Source organism: Streptomyces sp. NPDC032126 (assembly GCF_055580085.1).
This window is the reverse complement of sequence record NZ_JBVIMA010000006.1, coordinates 191,166-212,537: the sequence shown is the minus strand read 5'-3', so window position 1 is coordinate 212,537 and position 21,372 is coordinate 191,166. Positions and strand designations below refer to the sequence as shown.

At 68.0% G+C, this 21,372-nt stretch carries 16 protein-coding genes; 2 read left to right on the top strand and 14 right to left on the bottom strand.

The features are described 5' to 3' along the window. Positions 1 to 121: 121 nt before the first annotated feature. From fusA to ACZ5NW_RS23350, 4 genes are all read right to left on the bottom strand, one after another. Entirely contained in the window at positions 122 to 2,248 is a 2,127-nt protein-coding gene (gene fusA, locus ACZ5NW_RS23365) for an elongation factor G (protein WP_468745825.1), read from the bottom strand. 39 nt (positions 2,249 to 2,287) lie between these two features. Next, the gene (gene rpsG / locus ACZ5NW_RS23360; protein WP_168371942.1) at positions 2,288 to 2,758 is read right to left on the bottom strand and encodes a 30S ribosomal protein S7; all 471 of its coding nucleotides are present in this window, start codon (positions 2,756 to 2,758) and stop codon (positions 2,288 to 2,290) included. Positions 2,759 to 2,760: 2 nt separating this feature from the next. Beyond that, the gene (gene rpsL / locus ACZ5NW_RS23355) at positions 2,761 to 3,132 is read right to left on the bottom strand and encodes a 30S ribosomal protein S12 (protein WP_003948652.1); all 372 of its coding nucleotides are present in this window, start codon (positions 3,130 to 3,132) and stop codon (positions 2,761 to 2,763) included. Between the two features lie 248 nt (positions 3,133 to 3,380). Continuing rightward, the gene (locus tag ACZ5NW_RS23350; protein ID WP_468745824.1) at positions 3,381 to 4,361 is read right to left on the bottom strand and encodes a glycosyltransferase family 2 protein; all 981 of its coding nucleotides are present in this window, start codon (positions 4,359 to 4,361) and stop codon (positions 3,381 to 3,383) included. A 156-nt stretch (positions 4,362 to 4,517) separates the two neighbouring features. Between ACZ5NW_RS23350 and ACZ5NW_RS23345 the strand changes: the two genes are divergently transcribed. Beyond that, positions 4,518 to 5,795: a hypothetical protein gene (locus tag ACZ5NW_RS23345; protein WP_468745823.1), complete on the top strand. Its 1,278-nt coding sequence runs from the start codon at positions 4,518 to 4,520 to the stop codon at positions 5,793 to 5,795. 22 nt (positions 5,796 to 5,817) lie between these two features. Here ACZ5NW_RS23345 and ACZ5NW_RS23340 read toward each other — a convergent pair whose 3' ends face one another. After that, the gene (locus ACZ5NW_RS23340) at positions 5,818 to 6,303 is read right to left on the bottom strand and encodes a DUF1707 and DUF4190 domain-containing protein (protein WP_468746165.1); all 486 of its coding nucleotides are present in this window, start codon (positions 6,301 to 6,303) and stop codon (positions 5,818 to 5,820) included. A gap of 267 nt (positions 6,304 to 6,570) precedes the next feature. Between ACZ5NW_RS23340 and ACZ5NW_RS23335 the strand changes: the two genes are divergently transcribed. After that, positions 6,571 to 6,990, top strand: coding sequence for a helix-turn-helix domain-containing protein (locus ACZ5NW_RS23335; RefSeq protein WP_468745822.1), 420 nt, complete (start codon positions 6,571 to 6,573; stop codon positions 6,988 to 6,990). A 93-nt stretch (positions 6,991 to 7,083) separates the two neighbouring features. Here ACZ5NW_RS23335 and ACZ5NW_RS23330 read toward each other — a convergent pair whose 3' ends face one another. The 9 genes from ACZ5NW_RS23330 to nusG form a co-directional block, all read right to left on the bottom strand. Continuing rightward, a complete protein-coding gene (locus ACZ5NW_RS23330; protein WP_468745821.1) occupies positions 7,084 to 10,983 on the bottom strand; it encodes a DNA-directed RNA polymerase subunit beta' in 3,900 nt (1,299 codons plus the stop codon). A gap of 94 nt (positions 10,984 to 11,077) precedes the next feature. Then, the gene (rpoB, locus tag ACZ5NW_RS23325; protein WP_468745820.1) at positions 11,078 to 14,566 is read right to left on the bottom strand and encodes a DNA-directed RNA polymerase subunit beta; all 3,489 of its coding nucleotides are present in this window, start codon (positions 14,564 to 14,566) and stop codon (positions 11,078 to 11,080) included. Positions 14,567 to 15,120: 554 nt separating this feature from the next. After that, complete coding sequence (gene rplL / locus ACZ5NW_RS23320) at positions 15,121 to 15,504, bottom strand: 50S ribosomal protein L7/L12 (protein ID WP_468746164.1); 384 nt, start codon at positions 15,502 to 15,504, stop codon at positions 15,121 to 15,123. Positions 15,505 to 15,625: 121 nt separating this feature from the next. Then, positions 15,626 to 16,156: a 50S ribosomal protein L10 gene (gene rplJ / locus ACZ5NW_RS23315; RefSeq protein WP_468745819.1), complete on the bottom strand. Its 531-nt coding sequence runs from the start codon at positions 16,154 to 16,156 to the stop codon at positions 15,626 to 15,628. 921 nt (positions 16,157 to 17,077) lie between these two features. Continuing rightward, positions 17,078 to 17,965, bottom strand: coding sequence for an SCO4651 family lipoprotein (locus tag ACZ5NW_RS23310; protein ID WP_468745818.1), 888 nt, complete (start codon positions 17,963 to 17,965; stop codon positions 17,078 to 17,080). 79 nt (positions 17,966 to 18,044) lie between these two features. Beyond that, positions 18,045 to 18,878: an SCO4651 family lipoprotein gene (locus ACZ5NW_RS23305; RefSeq protein ID WP_468745817.1), complete on the bottom strand. Its 834-nt coding sequence runs from the start codon at positions 18,876 to 18,878 to the stop codon at positions 18,045 to 18,047. A 175-nt stretch (positions 18,879 to 19,053) separates the two neighbouring features. Beyond that, positions 19,054 to 19,779, bottom strand: coding sequence for a 50S ribosomal protein L1 (rplA, locus tag ACZ5NW_RS23300; protein WP_468745816.1), 726 nt, complete (start codon positions 19,777 to 19,779; stop codon positions 19,054 to 19,056). Between the two features lie 79 nt (positions 19,780 to 19,858). Next, positions 19,859 to 20,293 (bottom strand): 50S ribosomal protein L11, encoded by a 435-nt coding sequence (rplK, locus tag ACZ5NW_RS23295; protein ID WP_353689732.1) that lies wholly within the window; start codon positions 20,291 to 20,293, stop codon positions 19,859 to 19,861. Positions 20,294 to 20,461: 168 nt separating this feature from the next. Beyond that, positions 20,462 to 21,346 (bottom strand): transcription termination/antitermination protein NusG, encoded by an 885-nt coding sequence (gene nusG / locus ACZ5NW_RS23290; RefSeq protein ID WP_468745815.1) that lies wholly within the window; start codon positions 21,344 to 21,346, stop codon positions 20,462 to 20,464. Positions 21,347 to 21,372: the final 26 nt, after the last annotated feature.

Below are 21,372 nucleotides of genomic sequence, written 5' to 3'. Positions count from 1 at the left end.
GCTTCATCGGCGCCAGGTGATCTTTGCTGGAAAGCCCGGGCCCGGGGGCATTCCCCCGCAAACGCGGGTGAATGCCCCTCCGGACTCCGGAGTCAAGCCTAAAGCGTGGAAACGCGGTGCGTTACTCGCCCTTGGCCTTCGCGATGATCTCCTCGGCGACGTTCCGCGGAACCTCGGCGTAGGAGTCGAACTGCATCGAGTAGCTTGCGCGACCCGACGTCTTGCTGCGGAGGTCGCCGACGTAGCCGAACATCTCCGACAGGGGCACGAGGCCCTTCACGACGCGGGCACCAGCCCGCTCCTCCATGGCCTGAATCTGGCCACGGCGGGAGTTGATGTCGCCGATGACCTCACCCATGTAGTCCTCGGGCGTGGTGACCTCGACGGCCATCATCGGCTCAAGGAGCACGGGCTTGGCCTTCCGCGCGGCCTCCTTGAACGCCTGCGAACCGGCGATCTTGAAGGCGAGCTCGGAGGAGTCGACCTCGTGGTAGGCACCGTCGAGCAGCGTCACGCGGACACCGGTCATCTCGTAACCGGCGAGGATGCCGAACTGCATGGCCTCCTGCGCACCGGCGTCGACCGAGGGGATGTACTCCTTCGGCACGCGGCCACCGGTGACCTTGTTGACGAACTCGTACGACGTGTCGCCGGACTCGATCGGCTCGATCGCGATGATGACGCGAGCGAACTGGCCGGTACCACCCGTCTGCTTCTTGTGGGTGTACTCGACCTTCTCGACGGCCTGACGGATCGTCTCGCGGTACGCGACCTGCGGCTTACCGACGTTGGCCTCGACCTTGAACTCACGGCGCATACGGTCGACCAGCACCTCGAGGTGCAGCTCGCCCATACCACCGATGATGGTCTGGCCGGTCTCCTCGTCGGAGTGGACCTGGAAGGAGGGGTCCTCCTCGGCCAGGCGCTGGATCGCGACGCCGAGCTTCTCCTGGTCGCCCTTCGACTTGGGCTCGATGGCGACCTGGATGACCGGGGCCGGGAAGTCCATGGACTCCAGGATGACCGGGCTCTTCTCGTCGGACAGCGTCTCACCGGTGGTGGTCTGCTTCAGGCCCATGACGGCGACGATGTCGCCGGCGCCCACCGACTCGATCTCCTCACGCTTGTTGGCGTGCATGCGGTAGATCTTGCCGATGCGCTCCTTGCGGCCCTTGACCGAGTTGAGCACGGCGGAGCCGGACTCCAGACGGCCGGAGTAGACGCGCACGAAGGTGAGCTTGCCGAGGTGCGGGTCGCTCATGATCTTGAACGCCAGCGCCGACAGCGGCTCGTCGTCCGACGGCTTGCGCTTGATGACGACCTCGGGGTCCTTGACGTCGTGGCCCTCGATGGCCTCGATGTCGACCGGGGACGGCAGGTAGCGCACGACCGCGTCGAGCAGGGGCTGAACGCCCTTGTTCTTGAACGCGGTACCGCAGAACACGGGGGTGACGGTCTTGCCGCCGCCCTTGCCGGACGCGATGGTGATACGACGGATCGCGGCGTACAGCTGCTCCTCGGTGGGCTCCTCGCCCTCCAGGAACAGCTCCATGATCTCTTCGTCGTTCTCGGCGACGGTCTCGACCAGCTTGCCGCGCCACTCCTCGGCGGCCTCGGTGTGCGTGGCCGGGATGTCGACGATGTCGTACATCTCACCCTTGGTGGCCTCGGCGGACCAGACCAGGGCCTTCATGCGGACGAGGTCCACGACACCCTGGAAGTCGGCCTCGGCACCGATCGGGAGCTGCATGACGATCGGCTCGGCGCCCAGCCGGTCGACGATCATGTCGACACAGCGGTGGAACTCGGCACCCGTGCGGTCCAGCTTGTTGACGAAGCAGATCCGCGGGACGCCGTAGCGGTCGGCCTGACGCCACACCGTCTCGGACTGGGGCTCGACGCCGGCGACGCCGTCGAACACCGTCACGGCACCGTCGAGCACACGCAGGGAGCGCTCCACCTCGACGGTGAAGTCGACGTGCCCCGGGGTGTCGATGATGTTGATGGTGTGGTCGACGTCTTCCAGCGGCCAGTGGCAGGTGGTGGCAGCAGAGGTGATCGTGATGCCACGCTCCTGCTCCTGCTCCATCCAGTCCATGGTGGCAGCGCCGTCGTGGACCTCACCGATCTTGTACGAGACGCCGGTGTAGAACAGGATCCGCTCGGTGGTGGTCGTCTTGCCCGCGTCGATGTGGGCCATGATGCCGATGTTGCGCACCTTGGCCAGGTCAAGCGAAGTGGTAGCCATAAGGCTTCAGTCTTCTCTCGGTCTCGATGTGGACTGCGACTACCAGCGGTAGTGCGCGAAGGCCTTGTTGGACTCGGCCATCTTGTGCGTGTCCTCGCGCTTCTTCACAGCGGCACCCAGGCCGTTGGACGCGTCGAGGAGCTCGTTCAGCAGACGCTCGGTCATGGTCTTCTCGCGACGGGCGCGGGAGTAACCGACGAGCCAGCGCAGCGCCAGGGTGTTGGCACGGCCGGGCTTGACCTCGACCGGGACCTGGTAGGTGGCGCCACCGACACGGCGGGACTTGACCTCGATGGTCGGCTTGATGTTCTCGAGAGCGCGCTTGAGCGTGATGACCGGGTCGTTGCCGGTCTTGTCGCGCAGGCCCTCCATGGCGCCGTAAACGATCCGCTCGGCAGTCGAGCGCTTGCCGTTCAGCAGCACCTTGTTGATCAGGGAGGTCACCAGAGGAGAACCGTAGACCGGGTCGATGATGACCGGGCGCTTCGGGGCGGGGCCCTTACGAGGCATTCTTACTTCTCCTTCTTGGCGCCGTAACGGCTGCGGGCCTGCTTGCGGTTCTTGACACCCTGGGTGTCGAGGGAGCCACGGATGATCTTGTAGCGAACACCCGGCAGGTCCTTCACACGGCCGCCGCGCACGAGCACGATGGAGTGCTCCTGCAGGTTGTGTCCCTCACCCGGAATGTAAGCGGTGACCTCGATCCCGCTGGTCAGACGCACACGCGCGACCTTACGCAGGGCCGAGTTCGGCTTCTTCGGGGTGGTCGTGAACACACGCGTGCAGACGCCGCGACGCTGAGGGGAACCCTCGAGTGCGGGCGTCTTGTTCTTCTCGACCTTGTCCTGCCGGCCCTTGCGGACCAGCTGCTGGATCGTAGGCACTACTTCTCCGGTTTCTGTGTGCCGAATGGTGAAGCTAACCTGGAACTTCGCCGACCCACGCGGTCGGGTGTGTCGTATCCGGCGCACTCCCGCCGGGAGGCAGGAAGAAGCGCGGATCGCGGTGGCCGGTCTCGGCCCCGGTGCGGTGTGATGGCACGCACGAGGGCCAGGGCACACCCCAGGCACAAGGTCTGAGCGTACCCAGCCCACTGACTTCGGTCAAAACAAAAGCGACGAGGGGCGGCCCGTTACCACGTGGGGCGCTCTTCCGCCACTCGGGAATCCTGGGCCGAGTCGTGGCCCACGTAGTACGACGGCCGGTTCTGCACCGCCGTGTAGATCCGGGCCACGTACTCCCCCAGCAGCCCGACACAGATGAGCTGCACCGCCCCGATGAACAGCACCCCGATGAACAGCGACGTCCATCCCGGAACCGTCCGGTCGAAGGCGTACGCCCCCAGCGTGTACCCCATCAGCACCAGGCACACCACGAAGGCGAAACCGCCCAGCCAGGTCGCCAGCCGCAGCGGGGCCGCCGAGAAGCTCGTGATGGAGTCCACCGCGAGGCGGATCATGCGGCCCAGGGGATATTTGCTGCGGCCCGCCGTGCGCGCCTCCCGTTCGTACGTCACCCGCCCGCTCGGGAAGCCCAGCCAGGGCACCAGCAGCCGGTACACCCGCTGCTGGTCCGGCAGCGCCTTGAGCGCGTCCACCGCGGCCCGGCTCAGCAGCCGGAAGTCCCCGGCGTGGGCCGGCACCGACGGCCCGGCGAGGCGGCGCACGAGCCGGTAGTACAGCCCGGCCGTCCACCGCTTGAAGCCGCTGTCGCTCGCCCGGTCCGCCCGGATGCCGTAGACGATGTCGAGCCCCTCGGCCCGGGCCAGCGTCAGCATGTCGGGGATCTTCTCGGGCGGATCCTGGAGGTCGGCGTCGAGACTGACGACGTACTCCCCCACCGCCCGGTCGAGGCCGGCGGTGAGCGCGGCCTGGTGGCCCGAGTTGCGGCGCAGCCCGATGATCCGCAGTTCCGGCCAGCCGAGCCGGAAGGCGGCGAGCAGTTCGGCGGTGCGGTCCCCGCTGCCGTCGTCGACGGCGACGAGCTCGTACGACACGCCGAGGCCGTCGAGGACCGGACGCAGCCGGCCGACGAGGGCGGGCAGGGCCTCTTCCTCGTTGTACATCGGTATGACGACGGACAGGACGGTCGTCCCGGCGGGTTCTCGGGTCACCCGACCCTCCCCCCTTCATCGCGCGCATGCGACTCTTTGGCCGCACACATGCGACTCTGATGCGATCTTATGACTGACACTTCACGACCATCCGGACAGCGGGACGACCGGGACGACCTCCGGGCCCCGGCGTCCGCCCGAGGGGGTACCGCCGGCATGAGCACGGCTTCCAAGGACACGCCGGCGGACTCCGCGCCCCTGCCCGACGAGCGGGCCGGACGGCGCCCGGGCCGCCGGCTCACGCTGCCGCCCGCCGCCCGTCCGTATGTTCCCCCGCTCGCCCTGTACGGCGTCACGAAGCTCGTCGGCCTCACCATTTTCGCCATCCTGCTGGAGTACGCCGGCGACTACCGGAAGAAGGAACCGCGCTTCGGCGGCGGCGCCCACTGGTGGGACGTCCTGTCGACCTGGGACGGCTGGTGGTATCTCCAGGTCGCCGGGAAAGGGTACGACCCCAAGCCGCTGGAGCACCTCGCGCCGGGCGGGCTGTTCACGGTCAAGCAGAACTCGGTCGCCTTCTTCCCGCTGTATCCCGGCCTGATCCGTGGCGTGTCCGAGGTCACCGGCCTGGGTCTGTTCGGCTCCGGGATCCTGGTCTCGGTGCTCGCCTCGTTCGTGGCGGCGGCCGGCATCTACGCCGTGGTGTCCGCCCTCGCGGGGGCGCGGGCCGGCACGATCGCCGCCGGGCTCTGGGCGGTGGCGCCCGGCGCGGGCGTCGAGTGGGCGGTCTACTCGGAGTCGCTGTTCGTCGCGATCGCGGCCTGGGCCTGCTACTGCGTGATGAGGCGGCGGTGGGTGGCGGCCGGGCTGCTGGCCTTCCTGGCCGGCCTGAACCGCCCGACGTCCGCGGCGCTCATCGGCGCGGTGGGACTCGCGGCCCTGGTCACGGTCCTGCGCCGGGACAGCCGACGCGAACAGGGCGTCGCCGGGCCGGTCTACGCGATGATCGCGGCCCCGCTGGGCCTGCTCACCTACGTCACGTGGGTCGGGCTGAGCATGGGGAACCTGACCGCGTACTTCACGCTCCAGCGGGAGGGCTGGGCGCACTACTTCGACTTCGGGAAGTACACCTTCGACGTCCTGAAGAACATCGCCGTCGGGCGCAACGACTATCTGTTCGCCTTCTCCACGCCCGACCTGCTCGCGGTGCAGCTGGTGATCGCGCTGCCCTTCCTGATCGCCCTGATGCTGCGCAAGAAGCCGCCGCTGGTGCTGGTCGCCTACACGCTGGCGAGCGTCGTCACGGTGCTGGGCACCCAGCAGATGTTCGGCAACACGGCGCGCTATCTGCTGCCGGCCTTCCCGCTGCTGCTGGCGCCGGCGGCGGCCATGAGCCGGCTGAAGTGGCCGAGCCTGGCGGTGTTCTTCACGAGCACGGCGGTGGCGTCGGGGTGGTACGCGCACTATGTGATCTTCGAGCTGGGGATTCCGTAGGGGCCCGGCCCGCAGGGGACTCTCAGTTTCCGGAGGCTCCCGCCACCATCAGAAGGGTGAGGAAGAGCGCCCAGCCGGCCACCGACAGCCAGCCCAGGATGACGCCGGCCAGGGCGAAGCCGTCGCCGCCCTCGCCGGTGCGGCGGATCTCGGCGCGGGCCGTGTGGCCGAGGATCACCGCGGGGATGCCCGTGAGACCGAAGGTCATCGTGGTGAGGACGCCGCAGACCATCGCGCCGACCGCCTTGCCGTTGGTCTGCGGGACCGGGAACGGGGCGGGCAGGAAGGTGCGGGGCACCGGCGGGCCGTACGGCTGGGGGACGGCCGGCGGGGCGGTCATCGGGCCCTGCGGGAGGTCGGCGACGAGCAGGGAGAGTTCGGCGACGGTGCGCGCCTCGTACGCCCGGGCGACCCGGCGCTCGAACTCGGGCTGCTGAAGGCGCCCCTCGCTGAAACCCGCTCTGAGCACGTCTACGGCGCGCTCGCGATCGGCGTGGGAGGCGAGCATGGACGGGTTGCTCTGCCCCTGCCACGGCTGCCATGGCGACGGATACGACACGGACACACCTCCCCCGGACGGCTGACTGCCTCCATCATTCACCAACGCGCACCGGACGCCGACGGTTCCCCCGCCAAACCGCCGACCAGCCGTCAACTCCGTGCCACGGCCCGCCCCGTGGGAGTCACCGGGTTCGTGCGTGCGCGCTCGCAAGCAAGCTAAGCTCGTCCCCTCCCTGCCCAGTCCTTGCCCCCTTCGAGGGAAGCGAGCCCACAGATGACCCGCCAGGATCTGGACGCGTTCGCGGCGTGGGTCGAAGACCTGATGCGCGACCGCGGCTACGACATCGACAGCCCCCGCGGCGGCGGAAAGTCGCGGATCGCGGACGAGGCGGGCGTGCACCGCGCCGCCGTCACCCGTCTGCTGCAGCGCCGGAGCATGCCCGACCTGGAGACCACCCGCCGGCTCGCCCGCGTGCTCGGGGTGCCGGTCCGGGACATGCTGATCCGCTCCGGCCGTCTCACGGCGGAGGAACTGGCCGACCCGCACCCGTACCCGGCCTCCCCGCCACGCCGGCCCACGCTGGAGGAGGTCGCGGACCTGCTGGGCGTACCGGCCGACCGGCGGGACATGTTCGTACGGGTGGTGGCGCAGTTCCTGCCGAGCGAGGCGGAGACGCAGACCCCTTCGACTTAGTTGCGTGCGCGCACGCCCTCTGTTCAGCCATGACACGCCGAAGGGCGGTCACCCCGTACGCAACGGGGTGACCGCCCTTCGGCTCATGCTCGCTTACTGGTTGTACGGACCGTAGTCGTAGTCCTCCAGCGGGACGGCCTGGCCGGAGCCGGTGCCGAACGGCGAGTAGTCGATGTCGTCGTAGCCGACGGCCGAGTACATCGCGGCCTTGGCCTCCTCGGTCGGCTCGACCCGGATGTTGCGATAGCGGGACAGACCCGTACCGGCCGGGATGAGCTTACCGATGATGACGTTCTCCTTCAGACCGATGAGGCTGTCGGACTTGGCGTTGATCGCCGCGTCCGTCAGGACTCGGGTCGTCTCCTGGAAGGAGGCCGCGGACAGCCACGACTCCGTCGCCAGCGACGCCTTCGTGATACCCATCAGCTGCGGACGACCGGAGGCCGGGTGACCGCCCTCCTGGACCACACGACGGTTCTCGGTCTCGAACTTCGAGCGCTCGACCAGCTCGCCGGGCAGCAGCTCGGCGTCGCCGGACTCGATGATCGTCACGCGGCGGAGCATCTGCCGGATGATGATCTCGATGTGCTTGTCGTGGATCGACACGCCCTGCGAGTTGTACACCTTCTGGACCTCGCCGACCAGGTGGACCTGGACGGCACGCTGACCCAGGATGCGCAGCACGTCGTGCGGGTTGGTGGCACCCACGGTGAGCTTCTGGCCCACCTCGACGTGCTCGCCCTCGCTGACCAGGAGTCGGGCGCGCTTGGAGATCGGGTACGCCGTCTCGTCGCTGCCGTCGTCCGGCGTGATGACGATCTTCTTGGTCTTCTCGGTCTCCTCGATCCGCACGCGGCCGGAGGCCTCGGAGATCGGGGCGACACCCTTCGGGGTACGGGCCTCGAAGAGCTCGACGACACGCGGCAGACCCTGGGTGATGTCGTCACCGGCCACACCACCGGTGTGGAAGGTACGCATCGTCAGCTGGGTACCGGGCTCACCGATGGACTGGGCGGCGATGATGCCGACCGCCTCACCGATGTCGACCAGCTTGCCGGTGGCCAGCGAACGGCCGTAGCACATCGCGCAGGTACCGACGGCGGACTCGCAGGTCAGGACCGAGCGGGTCTTGACCTCCTCGACGCCGGCGGCGACCAGCTGGTCGATGAGGACGTCACCGAGGTCGACGCCCGCCGGGGCGAGCACCTTGCCGTCGACGACGATGTCCTCGGCGAGGCAGCGCGCGTACACGCTGGTCTCGGCGTTGTCCGCCTTGCGCAGGACGCCGTCGGCGCCCCGCTCGGCGATCGCCAGCTTGAGGCCGCGCTCGGTGCCGCAGTCCTCCTCGCGGATGATGACGTCCTGCGAGACGTCCACCAGACGACGGGTCAGGTAACCCGAGTCGGCGGTACGCAGAGCGGTGTCCGCCAGACCCTTACGGGCACCGTGCGTGGAGATGAAGTACTCCAGCACGGACAGACCCTCACGGAACGACGCCTTGATCGGACGCGGGATCGTCTCGTTCTTCGCGTTCGACACCAGACCACGCATACCGGCGATCTGACGCATCTGCATCATGTTGCCTCGTGCACCCGAGTTCACCATCATGAAGATCGGGTTGGTCTTCGGGAAGTTGTCGTTCATCGCCTCGGCGACCTCGTTGGTCGCCTTGGTCCAGATCGCGATGAGCTCCTGCGTGCGCTCGTCCTTGGTGATCAGACCGCGCTCGTACTGCTTCTGGACCTTCTCGTCCTGCGCCTCGTAGCCCTTGACGATCTCCTTCTTCGCCTCGGGAACGACGACGTCGGAGATGGCGACGGTCACGCCGGAACGGGTGGCCCAGTAGAAGCCGGACGCCTTCAGGTTGTCGAGCGTCGCCGCCACGATGACCTTCGGGTAGCGCTCGGCGAGGTCGTTGACGATCTCGGAGAGCTGCTTCTTGCCGACCTCGTAGTCGACGAACGGGTAGTCCTCGGGCAGCAGCTCGTTGAAGAGCGCACGGCCGAGCGTGGTCTTCAGACGGAAGCTGTCACCGGTCTGGTACTCCGGCTCGCCCTCCTCGACGGCCGGCGGGGTCCAGCCGCGCGGCGGGATGGTGCCCACCGGGAAGCGGATGTCGACCGGCGCCTGGAGCGAGAGCTCGCCCGCGTCGAACGCCATGATCGCCTCGGCGACGGACGCGAAGGAGCGGTCCTCGCCCTTGACGCCCCGGCCCTCGCCGTCGGTGGTGAGGAAGAACAGACCGAGGACCATGTCCTGGGTCGGCATCGTCACCGGACGGCCGTCGGCCGGCTTGAGGATGTTGTTCGAGGACAGCATCAGGATGCGGGCCTCGGCCTGCGCCTCCGCGGACAGCGGCAGGTGCACGGCCATCTGGTCACCGTCGAAGTCCGCGTTGAACGCGGTGCAGACGAGCGGGTGGATCTGGATGGCCTTGCCCTCGACCAGCTGCGGCTCGAAGGCCTGGATGCCGAGGCGGTGCAGGGTGGGAGCACGGTTCAGCAGCACCGGGTGCTCGGCGATGACCTCTTCGAGGACGTCGTACACGACGGTGCGGCCGCGCTCCACCATGCGCTTGGCGCTCTTGATGTTCTGCGCGTGGTTGAGGTCCACGAGCCGCTTCATCACGAACGGCTTGAAGAGCTCCAGCGCCATCGCCTTCGGCAGACCGCACTGGTGCAGCTTCAGCTGCGGACCGACGACGATCACGGAACGCGCGGAGTAGTCCACACGCTTACCGAGCAGGTTCTGACGGAAACGACCCTGCTTACCCTTCAGCATGTCGCTGAGGGACTTCAGCGGGCGGTTACCGGGACCGGTCACCGGGCGACCACGACGGCCGTTGTCGAACAGGGCGTCGACGGCCTCCTGAAGCATGCGCTTCTCGTTGTTCACGATGATCTCGGGCGCCCCGAGGTCGAGAAGCCGCTTCAGACGGTTGTTGCGGTTGATCACACGGCGGTACAGGTCGTTCAGGTCGGAGGTCGCGAAGCGGCCACCGTCCAGCTGCACCATCGGGCGAAGGTCCGGCGGGATGACCGGGACGCAGTCCAGCACCATGCCCTTGGGGCTGTTGCTGGTCTGCAGGAACGCGGAGACGACCTTGAGCCGCTTGAGGGCACGGGTCTTCTTCTGGCCCTTGCCGGTGCGGATGATCTCGCGGAGCTTCTCCGCCTCCTCGTCGAGGTCGAAGGACTCCAGGCGCTTCTGCAGCGCCGCGGCACCCATCGAACCGTCGAAGTACGTGCCGAAGCGGTCACGCAGCTCGCGGTAGAGGAGCTCGTCGCCCTCCAGGTCCTGGACCTTGAGGTTCTTGAAGCGGGTCCACACCTCGTCGAGGCGGTCGATCTCGCGCTGCGCACGGTCGCGCAGCTGCTTCATCTCACGCTCGGCACCCTCGCGCACCTTGCGGCGCACATCGGCCTTGGCGCCCTCGGCCTCCAGCTCGGCCAGGTCGGACTCGAGCTTCTTGGCGCGGGCCTCCAGGTCGGCGTCCCGGCGGTTCTCGATCTGCTGACGCTCCACGGAGACGTGCGCCTCCAGGGAGGGCAGGTCGCGGGTGCGGCGCTCCTCGTCGACGTACGTGATCATGTACGCCGCGAAGTAGATGACCTTCTCCAGGTCCTTCGGGGCGAGGTCGAGCAGGTAGCCCAGCCGCGACGGAACGCCCTTGAAGTACCAGATGTGCGTGACGGGAGCGGCCAGCTCGATGTGGCCCATCCGCTCACGGCGCACCTTGGCGCGCGTGACCTCGACGCCGCAGCGCTCACAGATGATGCCCTTGAAGCGGACGCGCTTGTACTTGCCGCAGTAGCACTCCCAGTCCCGGGTCGGACCGAAGATCTTCTCGCAGAAGAGTCCGTCCTTTTCGGGCTTGAGCGTGCGGTAGTTGATGGTCTCGGGCTTCTTGACCTCGCCGTGGCTCCACTGACGGATGTCGTCAGCGGTGGCCAGACCGATCCGGAGCTCGTCGAAGAAGTTGACGTCGAGCACTATGCGTCAATCCCTCTCAGGGTTGTAAGTCTTGGGGTCTGAAACGGGGGTCCCGGGGCCGGGGGCCTTCTGGCTGAAGGCCCCCGAACTCCCGTCAGACCTCTTCGACGCTGCTCGGCTCGCGCCGGGACAGGTCGATGCCGAGCTCCTCCGCAGCGCGGAAGACGTCCTCGTCGGTGTCACGCATCTCGATGGACATACCGTCGCTGGACAGCACCTCCACGTTCAGGCAGAGCGACTGCATCTCCTTGATGAGCACCTTGAAGGACTCGGGGATGCCGGGCTCCGGGATGTTCTCGCCCTTGACGATGGCCTCGTAGACCTTCACGCGGCCCGTGACGTCGTCGGACTTGATGGTCAGCAGCTCCTGGAGGGCGTAGGCGGCGCCGTACGCCTCCAGCGCCCACACCTCCATCTCACCGAAGCGCTGGCCACCGAACTGCGCCTTACCACCCAGCGGCTGCTGGGTGATCATCGAGTACGGGCCGGTCGAGCGGGCGTGCAGCTTGTCGTCGACCAGGTGGTGCAGCTTCAGGATGTACATGTAGCCGACGGAGATCGGGTCCGGGAACGGCTCACCGCTACGGCCGTCGAACAGCCGCGCCTTGCCGGACGGGAGCACCATGCGCTCGCCGTCGCGGTTCGGGATGGTGTGCTGGAGCAGACCCGCGAGCTCGTCCTCGCGCGCACCGTCGAAGACCGGGGTGGCGACGTTGGTGCCCGGGGCGACCTGGTCGGCACCGATGGCCTGGAGGCGCTGCGCCCACTCGTCCGCGAGGCCGGAGACGTCCCAGCCGCGGCTGGCGAGCCAGCCGAGGTGGATCTCCAGGACCTGTCCCGGGTTCATTCGGGACGGCACACCCAGCGGGTTGAGGATGATGTCGACCGGGGTGCCGTCCTCCAGGAACGGCATGTCCTCGATCGGCAGGATCTTCGAGATGACGCCCTTGTTGCCGTGACGGCCGGCGAGCTTGTCACCATCGGTGATCTTGCGCTTCTGCGCCACGTACACGCGCACCAGCTGGTTCACACCGGGGGGAAGCTCGTCGCCCTCCTCGCGGTCGAAGACGCGCACGCCGATGACCTTGCCGGTCTCGCCGTGCGGCACCTTCAGCGAGGTGTCACGGACCTCACGGGCCTTCTCACCGAAGATCGCGCGCAGCAGGCGCTCCTCGGGCGTCAGCTCGGTCTCACCCTTCGGGGTGACCTTGCCGACGAGGATGTCACCGGCGATGACCTCGGCACCGATACGGATGATGCCGCGCTCGTCGAGGTCGGCGAGGACCTCCTCGGAGACGTTCGGGATGTCCCGCGTGATCTCCTCGGGGCCGAGCTTGGTGTCACGGGCGTCGACCTCGTGCTCCTCGATGTGGATCGAGGAGAGGACGTCGTCCTGCACGAGGCGCTGCGACAGGATGATCGCGTCCTCGTAGTTGTGACCCTCCCACGGCATGAACGCCACGAGCAGGTTCTTGCCGAGGGCCATCTCACCGTTCTCGGTGGCCGGGCCGTCGGCGAGGACCTGGCCCTCGATGATCCGGTCGCCCTCGTTGACGACGACCTTCTGGTTGACCGAGGTGCCCTGGTTGGACCGGGCGAACTTGTGCAGGCGGTACGTGATGTACGTGCCGTCGTCGTTGGCCGTGGTGATGTAGTCCGCGGAGACCTCCTGGACCACACCGGCCTTCTCGGCCTTGACGACGTCGCCGGCGTCGACGGCGGAGCGGTACTCCATGCCGGTACCGACGAGCGGGGCCTCCGACTTAATCAGCGGAACGGCCTGACGCATCATGTTCGCGCCCATGAGGGCACGGTTGGCGTCGTCGTGCTCGAGGAAGGGGATCATGGCGGTCGCGACCGACACCATCTGGCGCGGCGAGACGTCCATGTAGTCCACGTCCTCGGGGGCGACGTAGTCGACCTCGCCGCCACGGCGGCGGACCAGGACGCGGGCCTCCTCGAAGCGAAGGTCGTCCGTCAGCGTGGCGTTGGCCTGCGCGATGACGAAGCGGTCCTCCTCGTCGGCGGTGAGGTAGTGGACCTCTTCGGTGACGAAGCCGTTCTCGTCGACCTTGCGGTACGGCGTCTCGACGAAACCGAACGCGTTGACGCGACCGTAGGAGGCGAGCGAGCCGATCAGACCGATGTTCGGGCCTTCGGGCGTCTCGATCGGGCACATACGGCCGTAGTGCGAGGGGTGCACGTCACGGACCTCGAAGCCGGCCCGCTCACGGGAGAGACCACCCGGGCCAAGAGCCGACAGACGGCGCTTGTGGGTGAGACCCGACAGCGGGTTGTTCTGGTCCATGAACTGCGACAGCTGGCTGGTGCCGAAGAACTCCTTGATGGAGGCGACGACCGGCCGGATGTTGATCAGGGTCTGCGGCGTGATCGCCTCGACGTCCTGGGTCGTCATCCGCTCGCGGACGACACGCTCCATACGCGCCAGACCCGTACGGACCTGGTTCTGGATGAGCTCGCCGACGCTGCGCAGGCGGCGGTTGCCGAAGTGGTCGATGTCGTCGGTCTCGACCACGATGGTCTGACCGCTGTCGCCGACCGTCTCGGTCTCGCCCGCGTGCAGCTTCACCAGGTACTTGATCGTCGAGAGGATGTCCTCGACGGTCAGGATGCCCGCGTCGAGCGGAGCGTCCGCACCCAGCTTCTTGTTGACCTTGTAGCGGCCGACCTTCGCGAGGTCGTAGCGCTTGGGGTTGAAGTAGAGGTTCTCCAGCAGCGTCTGCGCGGCCTCACGCGTGGGGGGCTCGCCCGGACGCAGCTTGCGGTAGATGTCGAGCAGCGCGTCGTCCTGGCCCTGGGTGTGGTCCTTCTCCAGGGTGGCGCGCATGGACTCGTACTCGCCGAACTCCTCGAGGATCTGCTCGGTGGTCCAGCCGAGCGCCTTGAGCAGGACGGTGACGGACTGCTTGCGCTTGCGGTCGATGCGGACACCGACCATGTCGCGCTTGTCGATCTCCATCTCCAGCCAGGCACCCCGGGACGGGATGATCTTGGCGGAGAAGATGTCCTTGTCGGACGTCTTGTCGATGGTGGAGTCGAAGTAGACACCCGGCGAACGGACCAGCTGCGACACCACGACACGCTCGGTGCCGTTGATGACGAAGGTGCCCTTGTTCGTCATGAGCGGGAAGTCGCCCATGAAGACGGTCTGGGACTTGATCTCGCCGGTCTCGTTGTTGGTGAACTCAGCCGTCACGAAGAGCGGGGCGGCGTACGTGAAGTCGCGCTCCTTGCACTCGTCGATCGAGTTCTTCGGCGGCTCGAAACGGTGGTCGCGGAAGGTCAGCGACATCGACCCGGAGAAGTCCTCGATCGGGGAGATCTCCTCGAAGATCTCCTCCAGACCGGACTTGGTGGGGACGTCCTGACCGGACTCCAGAGCCTCCTCGACCCGACTCTGCCAAGCGGTGTTGCCGAGCAGCCAGTCGAAGCTCTCGGTCTGCAGCGCGAGCAGGTTGGGAACCTCGAGAGGCTCCTTGATCTTTGCAAAGGAGATGCGCAGCGGGGCGGTGCTGGCGCCGTTGTTCGTATTCGCGGTCGAGGCAGTGCGCGAGGCGGCCAAGAGGGGGTCCTTCCGAGGGCTCGGACTCACTACGCGCTCCCCGGCCCCTCACCGGCGCACAGAGACAGGCTTCCCATTTTGGCTGTTCGGCCAGGTCAGGGAGTCCCGATCGTCGATGCTGTGGCGAGGGCAGACCCCTGGTGACGGGCAGGGGACAGCTAACAGGCAGCGCAAAGGGTCAGTGTAGCCACTTGGCACACTGATGTCCAGTCTCCGCTTTCTGAGACCCTCATCGCCCTCAACGTCTGCGTCATGCCTGCCTTCAACGCACGTTGATACTGCCCTCTTCGTCGCCGATCCATGCCTCGGATTCGGACCGTTCTGGCGACGCGTCCTGAGAATTGCGCGCTGCGTGCGGTTCGTCAAGGCCCCCCGGCCCCGACCAGGGGCATCCGGAGACACGACGAAGATCACCATACCCCCAGCGAACTGGGGCCGGGGCAATCGCGGCCGCGCCTCCGGGAACGCCGAAGAGCGACCACCCGGATGGATGATCGCTCTTCACAGCTCACGCGTTACAGCCCCAGGGGGGCCTGTTTCAGCGCAGCGAGGTGTTACTTGACCTCGACGGAGGCACCGGCGCCCTTGAGGGCCTCGGCGGCCTTGTCAGCGGCCTCCTTGTTGACCTTCTCGAGGACCGGCTTCGGGGTGCCGTCGACCAGGTCCTTGGCCTCCTTGAGGCCCAGGGAGGTGAGCTCGCGCACGACCTTGATGACCTGGATCTTCTTGTCGCCGGCGCCCGTGAGGATGACGTCGAACTCGTCCTTCTCCTCAGCCTGCTCGGCCGGGGCGGCCGGGCCGGCCGGGCCGGCGACGACGGTCGCGGCGGCGGCGGTGACGTCGAACTTCTCCTCGAACGCCTTCACGAACTCGGAGAGCTGGATGAGGGTCATGCCCTCGAACTCGGCGAGCAGTTCGTCCTGGGTGAGAGCCACGATGGCTTTCCTTCCACTAAATCGGCTGGTGCCGGATGTACATGTATGGCGGGCGTACGTTCGGCCCGCTACGACCACCGCTTCAGGCGGGCTGCCTCAGGCGGCGGTCATGATGCGAGCCGAGTTACTCGGCACCGCCCTGCTCGTCCTGCTTGGCGCGAAGCGCGTCCACGGTGCGGACGAGCTTCGACGGAAGCGCCTGGAAGAGCTGTGCAGCCTGCGTCTGCTTGCCCTTCAGGGCGCCCGCCAGCTTGGCGAGCAGAACCTCGCGGGACTCGAGGTCCGCAAGCTTCTTGATCTCGTCGGCGGACAGCGCCTTGCCGTCAAGGACACCGCCCTTGATGACGAGGTTCGGGTTGTCCTTGGCGAAGTCACGAAGACCCTTCGCCGACTCCACCGGGTCACCGGTGACGAAGGCGACCGCCGTCGGACCGTTGAACAGGTCGTCGAGCGTGTCGATCCCGGCCTCGTTGGCCGCAATCTTGGTCAGCGTGTTCTTCACCACGGCGTACTGGGCGTTCTCACCGAGCGAACGACGCAGCGTCTTGAGCTGCGCCACGGTGAGACCCCGGTACTCGGTCAGCACGGCGGCGTTCGAGCTGCGGAACTGCTCCGCGAGCTCGGCTACCGCGGCAGCCTTGTCGGGCCTTGCCATGAGCGTCGGCCTCCTTCCGGGTGATGACGACCGCTCGGAAGGGGCTGGGACAAACGAAACGCCCCGGCGCAGGCGCACGGGGCGGACTCGACCGGCCGCACACACGATGGCGTGTGCCCCGGGAGTTCTTCCACTGTCACCTGCGCGGGTCGTCCACTGTGCAGCGGATCCTTCGGCCGCCGCACCCTCATGATGAGCGCACGGCAACGACCAGCGGTCTTTGGCTTCTGGAAGAGAGTAAAGGACCGATCCCCCACCAGGCAAATCGACCCGTTACGGGCCCTGAGCCACTGGGAGCGGCCGGGGCGACCAGGACCGCCGAGACGGCCAGGGCCCCGGGGCGCCGGGACGGCCAGGGCCCCGGGGCGCCGGGACGGCCGGGGCGCCGGGAGCGGCCGGGATGGCCAGAACCACCAGGACGACCAAGGCGGCCAGAACCGTCGTGACCGCCCGAAGGACCGCGACGCCGGAACGCCGGAATGGCCGGAGCGCCGGGACGGCCGGAGCGCCGGGACGGCCAGGGCGGCCGGGACGCCGGAATGGCCGGCGTGGCCAGGGTGGCCAGGACGCCGGGAGCGGCCGGGATGACCAGAACCACCAGGACGACCAAGGCAGCCAGAACCGCCGTGACCGCCCCGAAGGGCCGCGACGCCGGAACGCCGGAACGGCCGGGGCGCCGGGACGGCCAGGGCGGCCGGGACGCCAAAATGGCCGGCGTGGCCGGGGTGGCCAGGGTGGCCAGGACGCCGGGAGCGGCCGGGATGACCAGAACCACCAGGACGACCAAGGCAGCCAGGACCGCCGTGACCGCCCGAAGGACCGCGACGCCGGAACGCCCGGAGCGCCGGGACAGCCAGGGCGGCCGGGACGCCGAAATGGCCAGCGTGGCCGGGACGGCCGGGACGGCCGGGACGGCCAGGATCAGAGGTCGTCCTTGCTGCTCTCTCGCATCATCTTCAGCACGTCGAAGGTCTCGGAGGCCGGCGGCACGGCTACGTCGATCTTCGCGCCGTAGTCCGAGAAGGTCATGCTCGTCCGCACGGTGCCCTCGGGGATCTTCATGCCGACGTCCATCCGGACCGGCAGGTCGTCCTCGTTGACCCAGACCTCGGTGTCGTAGCCCTTGATGCCCGACTTCTTCATGCCGTCCAGGAGTTCCTTGCGCTCGTCGGCGTCGAGGAGGTCGAGTGACTTGTCGCTGCCCAGCATCTCCGCGACGGTGAGCGTGCCCTTGTAGTGCTCGGCCTTCTGCCCGCCGATCGTCTCGCTGCCGAGGTGCTTCAGGTTGGGCGAGTCGAGCAGCATGGCCAGCTGCTGCGTCGGGTCCTGGTCGAGTTCGCCCAGACCGCCGCCCATCTCCTTGGCCAGCTCCTTGTCGCCGGTCGCCGCGGAGACGGCCTTGTAGTCCAGCTTCATCCAGCGCTTGCCGTCGGTCTCCTCGGCGGCCGCCTCGCCCATTTCCATGTACATGACGTTGTCGCGAAGGATCATCCGGACCGACCCCGGCCCGTCCGGGAGCATGGTGAACGCGGAGCCCTTTATGGTCATATCCATGACGCCCGGGTCCCAGCCCATGACCCCGGTCATCGTCATGTTGCCGCCGCCCTCCTCCATGGAGCCCGGCGCCGACATGGTCATGCTCACCTTGGCCGACTTGGCGTCGGTCGTCTTCTCGAAGGCCGCCGTCAGCACCTGCGTCGCGGACCGCTCCACGCCCTGCGTCCCGCCGCCGCCCGAACACGCCACGGCACCGCCCAGCAGCAGCACGGCCCCGGCCGCACCGGCGATCCCGTTCCCCCTGATCCGCATCCGACCCCCCGTGAAGTCCTGCCCACCGCTTACCGATCGAGCTTAGCCACGGGCCTGTCGCGGCGTCCTCCGGCTTCCGTCACGACTTCGGCACCAGTTCGGTGACGTCGGCGGTGTCCCCGGCGGGCGGCGCGGCGACCGTGACGGGCGTGCCGTAGTCGTCGTAGTACGCGGTCTGGGTGTAGGTCCCGGCCGCGGTGCGGCCCCGCTCCACCTTCTTCACCAGCAGATCCCGGTCGTCGACCCAGATGTCGACGCTCCCGCCGGTCATCCCGGCCTGCTCCAGCTGCCGCCGCAGCTCCGCGTCGGAGACCTCCGCGACATCGACGGTGCCCGTGTAGTGCGTCGTACGCCGTCCACCGACCGTCTCCCGGCCCACGCCGCGCACGTCGTCGGACTCCAGCAGCAGCCGTACGGACCGGCTGGGCGTGGCGGCCCGCACCTGGTCGGCGAAGTCGCCGCCGCCGACGGTGCCGAGGTCGTCGTAGCCGTAGCGGATCCAGTGCCGGCCGCCGATGCGGCGCGCGAAGGCGTCGCTCATGCGCGCGTAGTAGGCGTCGGGCAGATAGCGCGCCTCCATCGAGGTGACGCCGAGCCCGCGCATCGTCTCGGCGGTCGTCCCGCCGGTGTACGTGATGGTCAGCGCCCCGGTGAGCCGCTCGCGCCAGCGCAGGGTGCCCTCGGCTCGCAGGGAGAGCTGGGTGCCCATGACGGTCGTGGAACGCACCGCCGCCGTGGCGGCCCGCTCGGTGGCCCGCTCGGCGTCGCGCAGGGCGGCGAGGGACGCGGCGGACGCGGTGGAGGCGGGTGAGCGGGTGGGTCCGGGCACGGTGGTGCGGGCGGAGTGGCAGGCGCTCAGCGCCAGCGCCGGCACGATCGCCACGACCGTCCAGCGCACCCGTATGCCCCGCATCCGTCCCACCCCCGGCGTTCCGTCCCTGAACGCACGCTAACCCACGGCCCACCCGGAGAAACGGGAACGAGCACCCGGCGCGGCGGAAGGGCCCGACGCGGGAAGGGCCGGAAAAGGGGAACGGGCCGTCCCGCACCTCGTGGGGTGCGGGACGGCCCGTCTACCGATCGGGGTCTCAGACCGCCGCCGGGTCCTCCTCGACGAGGAGGTTGCGGGTGCGGTTGGGGTCGATCTGGATGCCGGGGCCGATCGTGGTGGAGATGGCGGCCTTCTTGATGTAGCGGCCCTTGGCGGCGGACGGCTTCAGACGGAGGATCTCCTCCAGCGCGGCGCCGTAGTTCTCCACCAGCTTCGCGTCGTCGAACGACACCTTGCCGATGATGAAGTGCAGGTTCGAGTGCTTGTCGACGCGGAACTCGATCTTGCCGCCCTTGATGTCGGTGACGGCCTTGGCGACGTCGGGGGTGACGGTGCCGGTCTTCGGGTTCGGCATCAGACCACGGGGGCCGAGGACGCGGCCGAGGCGGCCGACCTTGCCCATGAGGTCCGGGGTGGCGACGACGGCGTCGAAGTCCAGACGGCCCTTCGCGACCTCGTCGATCAGTTCGTCGGAGCCGACGATGTCGGCGCCCGCGGCCTCCGCGGCCGCAGCACGGTCACCGGTCGCGAAGACCAGGACCCGGGCAGTCTTGCCGGTGCCGTGCGGCAGGTTCACGGTGCCACGGACCATCTGGTCGGCCTTACGCGGGTCGACGCCCAGACGGAAGGCGACCTCGACGGTGCCGTCGAACTTGGTCGTGGAGGTCTCCTTGGCGAGACGGACGGCCTCGAGCGGGGCGTAGAGCTTGTCCCGGTCGATCTTGGCGTCCGCAGCGCGGAGAGACTTGCTGCGCTTGCTCACTACTGCTCCTGTGGTGTCTTAGGAGTCGTGGTACGGGCCGAGCAGGCCCTGCCACTTCTTCTGCTGGGGGAGGTTGGGCTCAGCCCTCGACGACGACGCCCATGGAACGCGCGGTACCGGCGATGATCTTCGCGGCGGCGTCCAGGTCGTTGGCGTTGAGGTCGGGGAGCTTGGTCGTGGCGATCTCGCGGACCTGCGCCTCGGTGATCTTGGCGACCTTGGTCTTGTGCGGCTCGCCGGAGCCCTTCTCGATGCCCGCGGCCTTGAGGATCATCTTCGCGGCCGGCGGCGTCTTGGTGACGAAGGTGAAGGAGCGGTCCTCGTAGACCGTGATCTCCACCGGGATCACCCAGCCACGCTGCGACTCGGTCGCGGCGTTGTACGCCTTGCAGAACTCCATGATGTTCACGCCGTGCTGACCCAGCGCGGGGCCGACCGGCGGAGCCGGGTTGGCGGCACCGGCCTGGATCTGGAGCTTGATGAGCCCCGTGACCTTCTTCTTCTTGGGAGGCATAGCTCTCCGGGTCCTTTCGATTCGGGTCCTGCCCACATCCGGGAATCACCCGGACGCAGGCATACCGCACAACGATAACGGGTATGGATGCGCGGCCAAAAACCGAGCAGGTCAGACAGGCTTCAGCAGCCGGTCCGACCTGTTCGGAAGCGGTACGTCCAGAAGGGACTAGTTCTTCTGGATCTGGTCGAAGCTCAGCTCGACCGGGGTCTCACGCCCGAAGATCTCCACCAGACCCTTGACCTTCTTGGAGTCGGCGTTGATCTCGTTGATCGTGGCCTGGAGCGTGGCGAACGGGCCGTCGGTGACGGTGACCGAGTCGCCGACCTCGAAGTCCAGCACCTGGACCTCGACCTTGCGCTGCGGAGCCGGCTTGCCCTCGGCCTCGGCGGCCTCGCGGGCGGCCTTCTCCTCGGCCTCCGGGGCGAGCATCTTGACGATCTCGTCCAGCGTCAGCGGGTACGGGTCGTAGGCGTTGCCCACGAAGCCGGTCACGCCGGGCGTGTTGCGGACGACACCCCAGGACTCGTTCGTCAGGTCCATCCGGACCAGGACGTAGCCCGGGAGCTTGTTCTGCTTGATCGTCTTGCGGTCGCCGTTCTTGATCTGGACGACCTCTTCCTGCGGCACCTCGGCCTGGAAGATGTAGTCCTCGACGTTCAGCGAGACGGCGCGCTGCTCCAGGTTGGTCTTCACGCGGTTCTCGTAACCGGCGTAGGTGTGGATGACGTACCACTCGCCGGGCAGGGTGCGCAGCTCCTCGCGCAGGGCCGCGACGGGGTCGACGGGAGCGGCGGGCTCGACGTCTTCCTCGTCCTCGCCGGCTTCGTCGGCCTCGTCAGCCGCGTCGGCTTCCTCGGCGACGGCCACGGACTCGTCGTCCTCGTCGGCTTCGTCCTCGACGTGCAGCGCGTCGTCCTCGGCGGGCTCGCCCGCCTCGGCATCGGCAGCCTCGACCTCGTCCAGGTCCTCGTCCGCGCCCTCGACGATGTCGAGCTCGTCTTCGACAGTCTCGTCGGGCTCGATGGCGTCGTTCAGGTTCTGGTCAGACACGGTGGCTGCTTCTTCCTGGATACATA